Below are 9,136 nucleotides of genomic sequence, written 5' to 3' on the forward strand. Positions count from 1 at the left end.
CTTTAAAGGAAATAAGGGGAGATAAAAGAAGACAGAGCGAGATAGAAGACAATACTCTTGTTGGTTCTTGTTGTACATACGTATGGTTTTTTCGTTGGGTCAACGGCTTTATTTAGTTTTCTGGTACTACTGTTTTTAGGACTGGCTCAATATGTATTCGTTGGAATGTAACATGGCAAACTGTCACTATTGCTTTTGCTTCTACATAAAATGTGGTCATTATCTGTAGGGATGTAACATGATGAAGAAGAAGATCCGGTTGAAGGAATGGTATTGAGCGGATGCACCATGCTGATGCCATACGAGAGTTGGATGGAAATCAGGTAAAAGAATGAATCCGATTAATTTACACTTTATTCCAAGACACACGTAAAGTATGTCACTTTTGACTGTGATGTACGTAACATAACGTTGCAAAGTGCGTAGGTTTACGGTGTCAAGTGCCTAGGTTTCCGATGTCAAGTGGCGGACTTTAGGAGGTCCGAGGGGGAGATTATAACCTGAAATGGCATTTGTGACACTTGTGTCACTCATGACACCTGTTCTTACAACATTACTATAATAATAAAATACCTTTCCTTTAAAGGACATATATTTTATATTTTTCAGGTCTTTATATAGACAAGTGTCATTAGTGTCACAAGTGTCACGGAATGTAAACGATTATCTCGAGACGGCAGAGGAAAGAAGTCTCATGCCCTTACGAACCCAAACTACAACAAGGGTGAAATGCAAGGGGGACGTTTCGGGGGCTAAAAGGTGGCATATTGCAGCACGAAAGGGTGTCTTTTAAAGACTAAAAGGTGACCTTTGGGAGGACAAAAGGTAAGATATTGATTTTCAAGGGGTTTCTACTCTATGTAGGGGATACCATGGTGCAGCTGCTCAATAACCTTCCTGCAATCTGAACTTCGGCTGCACCATGGTACAGCCCTACATCGGGAGATATATTTCCGAATGTTCATTATCCAGAACATCGCACCCAAACCATCAAAAACTCACATACGGTTTCAGACGGCGTATGGCATCTTCGGGAAAGTCGCGGTTGAGACGAAGGTCGTCAAGCGACTTGAGATTGCCGTGAAGCCTGCGATAATCGACAATGGCTTTTGCCTGAAAATAATTGATATAGGGATGACGGCGAAGCTGACTAAGAGTAAGTCTGTTTACATTAATCTTATCGAGAGTGGCATCGCCGAGGATGAAATAACGAAGCGAAGACTCAGGAAAGCCGTCGATCTCGAGTAGCTGGTCTACAGAGAAAAATCCTCCAAGGCGCTTCCGGTAGCTCACAACGGCACGGGCGTATCCGCTCCCTATGCCCGGAACCTTTTTCAACGCTGTGGTGTCGGCGGTATTAAGAGCAATCACTTCGCCGTCTTTTATCTTTATAGGATATTTAACGGTGTCACGCGCGGCAGCCGTATGTTCTCCGTCGGAGACAAGTGATGATGCCGGAAGATAGTCGGAGGAAATGCGGATATACGGCTCAAGCCTTTTATACTGCCCCACGGTAAGTCCGTAAAGACGTGCAAAGTCCGAGGGGCGTCTGTATACACCGCCTTTGGCACGGTACTTATATATGTTGCGCACTTGCCACGGTCGAAGCCCCAGACTGAGCAGCGCCGTGCTGTCGGCTGTGTTGGGATCGAATGCAAAGAGTTTTAAAGAAGAGGAACCGGAATCATAATATCCTATCTCACGGCGGTATGCACCGGTCTTTACGATTGGAACGTCTACCGACGATGTGTCTGCCGACGAGACAAAACCACCGCCGACAGAACCTCCCGTAAGCATGATACCGACGGCAAGAGCAGCCATTATAAAAAGCAGCAGTATGGCAACGGCACGGTCTGCCTTGTTTATATAAAACAGTTTTTTCATCATAAACAGATATGAAGACGATTTATTTGTAATACACGCCACTGTGCAGCCGCGATGCTATATCAGACCGAACTGATGAAGAAAAATGGCAAGTATGCCCAGCGGACATATAATCTTGACGGAATAGAGGTAAAGCCCCGTGTACCATGCGTTGACAGCACCGTAACTTGAAAGTTCGTCTGCCACAACCGTACGGGGTATATACCATCCGACGAAAAGGCATGTGAGAAACGCCGCCAGCGGCATGAGCACCTGCGCAGTGACATTATCGAAACAGTCCATGAGTGATTTGCCGGCAACAGCAAGTTCCGGACAGGCTCCGAAAGAAAGCGAACACAGCACCGTCATGATACAGCACAGCACCGTGACAATGGCTGCACCGCCACGTCTGGACAGTTTCAACTCTTCATGGAAAAACGCCGTTCCGATTTCGTGCATGGATATTGTAGACGTCAGGGCGGCAAGCGACATCAGGGCATAGAACAACACGGAGACAACATAACCTATGAAAGGAACTCCAAGAAACGCCTGACGGAAAACGTTGGGCAGGGTTATGAAGATGAGTGAGGGTCCCGAGTCGGGATGCACGCCCACGGAAAATGCGGCAGGAAATATCATCAATCCGGCAAGAATGGCTATCAGCGTGTCGATAAGAGCAATCTGCACGGCCGCCCCGGCAAGGTTTGTCTTGCGCCCGAAGTAAGACGCGTATGTGCAGAGACATGCCGTTCCGAGACTCAGCGAAAAGAATGCCTGCCCCAAAGCTTCAAGAAACACGCCGGTGTCGAGTTTGGAGAAATCGGGCTTGAAAAGAAATTCCACACCCTTATAGGCTCCCGGCAGCATGCACGACGCCACCACTATGAGCATTAAAAGGATAAAGAGCAGGGGCATGAGCAGTTTGGAAACTTTCTCTATGCCGTCGCGTATACCGCGCGAAACGATGACATGCGTAATAAGGACAAACGTCACCGCCCATAGCGTGGGCTTGACCGGATCGGACGAGAAATCGGCAAAATATTTTGAAACATATGCCGCATCGCCCTGCAAATGCTCTGCAACCGACGCGAAAAGGTATTGCAGGCACCAGCCTGCCACCACGGCATAGAATCCGAGTATCAGCATTGAGGTGAACACACCCATATAGCCTATAATCATCCAAGGCGTGCCGTTGGCAAGGCGACGGTATGAACGGGCAGCGTTGGCTGCCGAGTGGCGCCCCACAATAAACTCGCTTATCATGCCGGGAATACCCAAAAGGAGTATACATCCCAGATATATCAAGATGAAAGCGGCACCGCCGTTGTGCCCTGTCATGAACGGAAACCGCCACACATTGCCCAATCCTACCGCAGAACCGGCTGTGGCAAGGACAACACCGAGACGGCTGCCGAAATTTATTCGTTCTGAACGTGACATTTAAAAGGTGGTTTTTCAGATTATACCAAACTGGTGCAGAAATATCAGAATGATGCACACCGGACATACGTATCTCACACTGAACATATAAAAACCGAACACAGCGGAATGAAGTGTGCCGCGGTTGGTGAACTCATCATATACCAACTTTCGCGGCAGATACCAGCCTACAAACAGACATGTGAGAAATCCGCCGACGGGAAGGAGTATCTGCCCCGTGAAAAAGTCGAATATGCTGAAAAGCGGTGTACCGAAAAGCTGCAGGCAATCATACTTGCCGAGCGACAACGAACAGAATGTTGCCATTATGCCGCATGCCACTGTGACGATAATTGCCGCACGCCGGCGTGTGGTCTTGAGTTCTTCTTCAAGAAATGCTGTACTCACCTCGTGCAGGGAGATAAGCGACGTGAGGGCTGCAAGAGAGAGCAAGGCGTAGAAAGCAAGAGACACCACATAGCCCACGGCAGGGATGCCGCCAAACGCCTGCTGGAACACGTTGGGAAGCGTGATAAAAAGAAGAGACGGACCGGAGTCGGGATTTACACCCACGGAAAATGCCGCCGGGAAAATCATCAGTCCGGCCAGAACAGCTACGATACTGTCTATCACTCCTATCTGCACTGCCGACTTGGGCATATCCGTGTCTCTACCGAAATAAGACGCGTAGGTGCATATACAACCCATACCTATGCTGAGCGAATAGAACGATTGTCCCAAAGCACCAAGGAAAACATCGCCGTCGACCCTCGAAAAGTCGGGGTTAAAGAGAAATGAAATGCCGGCAGAGGCTCCAGGAAGAAGGCACGACGACACCACGATGACAAGAAGCAGAATGAAAAGTGCGGGCATAAGCATCTTGGAAGCTTTCTCTATGCCGCCGCGAACACCACGTGCCACCACAAAATGAGTCACCGCCACGAACGCCAACGCCCACAGAACAGGTTTCAAAGGGTCGGTCTCGAACGTCTCGAAGTAGGTCTTGAAAAAACCGGGATCGCCATGCAGATGTCCAACTATCGACGCATACATATACTCAAGGCACCAGCCCGATACGACAAGATAGTATCCGGTAATGAGAAATCCGGTGAGAACCCCGAGATAACCCACCACCATCCACGGCGTGCCGCCCGACAGCTTGCGATACGAGCGGGCTGTGTTTGCCGCCGCGTTGCGACCTATTATAAACTCGCTGATCATACATGGCATGCCGAGAAATAACACACATATTATATATATGAGTATAAATGCCGCTCCGCCATTCTCTCCCGTCATATATGGAAAACGCCAGATATTACCCAAACCTACCGCCGAACCGGCTGTGGCAAGGATTATACCGAGCTTGCTTCCAAACTTTGCTCTTTCAGATTTCATCATGTCACGATATGTTTTATACAAATCCCGATACCACAGACAACACTTGCCGCAACATCAACGGATTGTCTCTTAAAATCTCCCAAACGGTTGCAAATGTATAAAAAATATACTACTTTTGCATAAAAACAGCAACCAAAGATGAATTATTTATATCATTTAATAAGAAAATACCCCATTTCCTGCATACTCATAGCCATTATCTGGGTGTTGTGTTTCATTACTCCGCCACACACCCGGCTCGACAATGTACCGCTTATGGACAAATGGACACACATCGCCATGTACGGCGGAACATGCACCATGATATGGATTGAATATATGAAATGTCATGAAAAAACAAATGCCATGCGGCTTTTATGCATGGCATGGCTGGCACCGGTGATGATGAGCGGTGTCATAGAACTGCTTCAGGCATACTGCACCGGAGGTCGGCGGAGCGGCGACTGGCTCGACTTTGCAGCCAACGGCATCGGTGCAACGCTGGCTTCGGTCATCGGTATTCTTCTGATAACGTATCACGCCAGACGGCAAAAGGCATCTGCCGAAGATACGAATTGTAGAAACGGCGGTCGCCGGTGACTTCCTCACCGATGAAACACGGCTTTTCGTAAGGCTCGTCCTCGCTCTCCAGTTCGACCTCTGCCATGACAAGTCCCTCGTTGTCTCCGTAGAATTCGTCTACCTCGAAGATGTGCTTTCCGCTCTTTACAAGATAACGGGTCTTGTCTATCAAGCCCGGCTCACACAACTGCATGAGGTGCTTCGCCTCGTCGAGCGTGATTTCCTTTTCAAACTCGTAGCGGGTCATTCCCCCGTTTCCGGAAGGTCCCTTTATTGTGATAAAACCCTGTCCGCCACGTATCCGCACACGCACCGTGCGCCCCCTGCCGCTACAGATATAGCCTTGCTTTATGCGCGACGAGGCATAGGCCATTTCCCTATATGCCCCGTCACACTTGTGCACAAGAAACTTGCGCTCTATCTCCAGTCCGCTCATTCTGCCTTAAGCAATCATCTGGACAATTAAAAACAAAAACGCTGCCAGCACCAAGATGCCGAAGATCCAGTTGATAATCAATTTTGCCTGTTTTTCCTGTTGTGCGTCGCGACGTGCGCGGCGTGCTTTTTTCTTGTCGTTCATAAGCTATGATATAATTTAAGGTTGTTAATATATCCGATTTAAGATGTCTTATTCAAAACGCCGGATGTTCATATAAATGATGCCGGATGTCGTCATGATGTCTCAAAGCCTCCACCCGGCATCTCCGGATCATTACACTTCGTCGTTGACGGGGAACTCCATGAGATATGCCTTGATAAATCCGTCGATCTTTCCGTCCATCACACCGTCCACATCACTTGTCTGGAAATTGGTGCGGTGATCCTTCACACGACGGTCATCAAATACATAACTCCTTATCTGACTTCCCCACTCTATCTTCTTCTTGCCAGCCTCAATCTTCGCCTGCGCCTCAAGACGTTTCTTCATGGCACGGTCGTAAAGCTGCGACTTGAGCAGACGCATGGCGTTGTTGCGGTTCTCCAGCTGCTTGCGACTTTCCGTATTTTCAATCAATATCTCTTCTTCCTCACCCGTGTCGGGGTCTGTATACTGGTAGCGCAACCGCACACCGGTCTCCACCTTGTTGACATTCTGTCCGCCGGCACCACCGCTTCGGAAGAGATCCCAGCTCACTTTCGACGGGTCTACATAAACTTCTATCGTATCGTCAACAAGCGGAGACACAAACACACTGGCAAAACTGGTCATGCGCTTGCCCTGTGCATTGAACGGAGATACGCGCACCAGTCGGTGGACGCCGTTCTCGCTCTTAAGATATCCGTATGCGAACTCTCCGCCCTCAATCTCCATTGTGACGCTCTTTATACCGGCTTCGTCGCCTTCCTGAAGGTTACTCACGGTCACCTTGTGCCCATTTGCCTCAGCCCAACGCATGTACATACGCATCAGCATCTGTGCCCAGTCCTGACTTTCCGTGCCCCCCGCACCGCTGTTTATCTTCAACACACAGTCCATAGGATCCTCTTTCTGCCGCAACATATTCTTCAATTCAAGGTCTTCGATTGCCTTTATTGCCTTTGCGTAGTCGTCGTCAACCTCCTCTTCGGTCACCATTTCATCATGATAGAAGTCGAAAGCGAGCTGTAGCTCGTCGGCAAATGTACGCACATCCTTGTAACCGTCAATCCACCTTTTGATATCCTTCACCTTCTTCATCTGCTCCTGCGCCCTCTGCGGGTCATCCCAGAAGTCCGGTGCCTGAGTGCGGAGTTCCTCTTCCTCGAACTCCATTTTCTTTCTTTCTATGTCTAAATAGCGATACAAAGCGTCCGCACGCTCCATCACATCTTTCAACTGGTCGCTTGTTATCATATATCCTTTTTCTACTCTTCGTACATTTTTTCAATCTCGGTGCAATAGTTCTTCACCAGCACCGCACGCCTTATCTTCAGCGTATTGGTAATTTCTCCGCTCTCCATTGTGAACCCTTTCGGCAGCAGCGTGAACTTCTTTATCTTCTCATAGCTTGCCAACTGCTGCTGCAGCGTGTCTATACGCTCTGCCATCATTTTGTTTATCAGCACGTTTTCACACAGGTCGCGGCGTGTCGAGAACTTTATGCCGTACTCCCGTGCATACTCTTCAAGCAGACTGTAGTCAGGCACTATGAGCGCCGACACAAACTTCCTCTCGTCGGCAATGACGGCTATCTGCTCCACATACTTGTCCACAAGTATTTTCGATTCTATCATCTGCGGCGCTATATATTTGCCGTTGGATGTTTTGAAAAGATCCTTTATCCTGTCCTTGAGGAACAGTTCACCGTTTTTTATATAACCGGAGTCGCCTGTACGGAAGAAACCTTCGCTGTCGAAAACCTCAGCATTAAGAGCCTCACGCTTGTAATATCCTTTGGTAATTGTCGGACCTTTAAGCATAATCTCGTCATTCTCGCCTATCTTTATCTCAAGTCCTTCAATGAGACGTCCAACCGAACCGATGGTACGAGGTTTGTCGAGATGAACGCACGACACCGTGGCAAGGCTCTCGGTAAGACCGTATCCGGCAATCATCTTTATGCCCACGGATATCACAAACTCTTCCACTTCAGGCGAAACAGTGGCTCCTGCCGTAGGGAAGATGTTTGCATGCTCCAGTCCGAGCTGCTTGCGTATAAGGCTGAAAAGCGTCCGGTTCATCATCTCATACTTCATGCGGAGAACCGGTGACGGTCTGCGACCGCGACTCAGATATTCTATGTTATACTTGCGCCCTATCGCCAGAGCCTTCATAAACAACCTGCGCCTTACCGGATTTGCATTGTCTATCTTCTCTTTTACGCCGGCATACACCTTTTCCCAGAAGCGCGGGACAGAACTCATACACGTAGGATGAGTCTCACGCAGCGACTGCTGTATCTCCTTGGGATATGTATTTATTATTACTTTGGCACCCACCGACAGGCAAAGATACAGCCATCCGCGTTCAAATATGTGCGTATAGGGAAGGAAACTCATCGAAACATCGGCGTCAGACACCGGCACCGCCTTGTCGTTGGCAATCAGGGCGGCTGAATACTGTCCGTAGCTAAGCATCACACCCTTGCTGTCGCCCGTCGTACCGCTGGTATATAGAATGTTGCAAAGGTCGTCATCGTTCGCCTGACTGTAAAGACTGTCCACCTCCGACTGGCGCGGGCAGCTCTCACCGAGCTTCATGAAATCTTCAAAATACATGGTGCCCGTGTCCTGCGGACTTATCTTCACGCCGTTGTCGAAGACAATGATTCGCTCCAGTGTAGGACACAGGGGCGACACACGGTAAGCCTTGTCATACTGTTCTTGCTCGCCAACAAAGAGAAAACGCACCTGTGCATCGGCAATCATGTACTGTATCTGCTGCTCGCTGCTCGTGGCATAGAACGGTATCGAAACGGCACGTATGCCGTATGCACCGAAATCGGTGAGCATATAGTTTATCGAATTCTGCGAGAAAACGGCAATGTTTTCCTGAACCTTTACGCCAAGGTTCAGCATTGCATTCGATGTCTGACGCACTTTATCCGAGAACGTCTGCCACGACATTGAAACCCACCGGGTGCTCCCGAAGTCACGATAAATGAACATTGTCCGTTCTCCGTACTTCTTTGCCTGCTCATGAACAAGCAAGGAAAGATGACATCTTGTCTGCATAAATATCACGTTTTATCAGCCTCCGTAAGCCGAAGAAGCCATTTTACAGCACCTTCCCGCATGCCTGCGGATACCAAGTTATTAATAATGCAAAGTTAGTTCAATTTGAGGTAAATACCCGTTGGCGGAATTAATTTAAGTTGATAAATATGAGTAAAAAGTTGTACATGTCGCTGATTTTTAGTAACTTAGTGGTGATTAAAACATTAAGTTCAAACCATCGTATGTACAACCTTTATGC

Annotated in this window: 8 protein-coding genes; 1 reads left to right on the forward strand and 7 read right to left on the reverse strand. The window is 48.5% G+C overall.

The features are described 5' to 3' along the window. Positions 1-990 precede the first annotated feature (990 nt). From HPS54_RS12255 to HPS54_RS12265, 3 genes are read right to left on the reverse strand one after another with little or no spacing between them, the layout of a single operon-like run. Entirely contained in the window at positions 991-1,887 is an 897-nt protein-coding gene (locus HPS54_RS12255) for a ComEA family DNA-binding protein (RefSeq protein WP_172345714.1), read from the reverse strand. Positions 1,888-1,941: 54 nt separating this feature from the next. Beyond that, positions 1,942-3,303: a sodium-dependent transporter gene (locus HPS54_RS12260; protein WP_172345715.1), complete on the reverse strand. Its 1,362-nt coding sequence runs from the start codon at positions 3,301-3,303 to the stop codon at positions 1,942-1,944. 15 nt (positions 3,304-3,318) lie between these two features. After that, entirely contained in the window at positions 3,319-4,680 is a 1,362-nt protein-coding gene (locus HPS54_RS12265) for a sodium-dependent transporter (RefSeq protein ID WP_172345716.1), read from the reverse strand. Between the two features lie 138 nt (positions 4,681-4,818). Here HPS54_RS12265 and HPS54_RS12270 point away from each other — a divergent pair, with 138 nt between their 5' ends. Then, the gene (locus HPS54_RS12270; RefSeq protein ID WP_216653083.1) at positions 4,819-5,259 is read left to right on the forward strand and encodes a VanZ family protein; all 441 of its coding nucleotides are present in this window, start codon (positions 4,819-4,821) and stop codon (positions 5,257-5,259) included. Here the strand turns inward: HPS54_RS12270 and HPS54_RS12275 are convergent. The 4 genes from HPS54_RS12275 to HPS54_RS12290 all read right to left on the reverse strand — a co-directional run bounded on the left by HPS54_RS12275 (position 5,171) and on the right by HPS54_RS12290 (position 8,895). Further along, on the reverse strand, positions 5,171-5,677 hold the full coding sequence (locus HPS54_RS12275; RefSeq protein WP_172345717.1) for a CYTH domain-containing protein: 507 nt from the start codon (positions 5,675-5,677) through the stop codon (positions 5,171-5,173). The two genes, HPS54_RS12270 and HPS54_RS12275, sit on opposite strands and share 89 nt — an antisense overlap. A gap of 6 nt (positions 5,678-5,683) precedes the next feature. After that, a complete protein-coding gene (locus HPS54_RS12280) occupies positions 5,684-5,821 on the reverse strand; it encodes a hypothetical protein (RefSeq protein ID WP_172345718.1) in 138 nt (45 codons plus the stop codon). 132 nt (positions 5,822-5,953) lie between these two features. Then, entirely contained in the window at positions 5,954-7,075 is a 1,122-nt protein-coding gene (prfB, locus tag HPS54_RS12285) for a peptide chain release factor 2 (RefSeq protein WP_172345719.1), read from the reverse strand. Positions 7,076-7,086: 11 nt separating this feature from the next. Then, positions 7,087-8,895 carry an AMP-dependent synthetase/ligase gene (locus HPS54_RS12290; protein ID WP_172345720.1) on the reverse strand — a complete coding sequence of 603 codons (1,809 nt, stop codon included), beginning with the start codon at positions 8,893-8,895 and terminating at the stop codon, positions 7,087-7,089. Positions 8,896-9,136 lie beyond the last annotated feature (241 nt).

This window comes from Xylanibacter caecicola (genome assembly GCF_013166515.1).
Lineage (GTDB): Bacteria > Bacteroidota > Bacteroidia > Bacteroidales > Bacteroidaceae > Prevotella > Prevotella caecicola.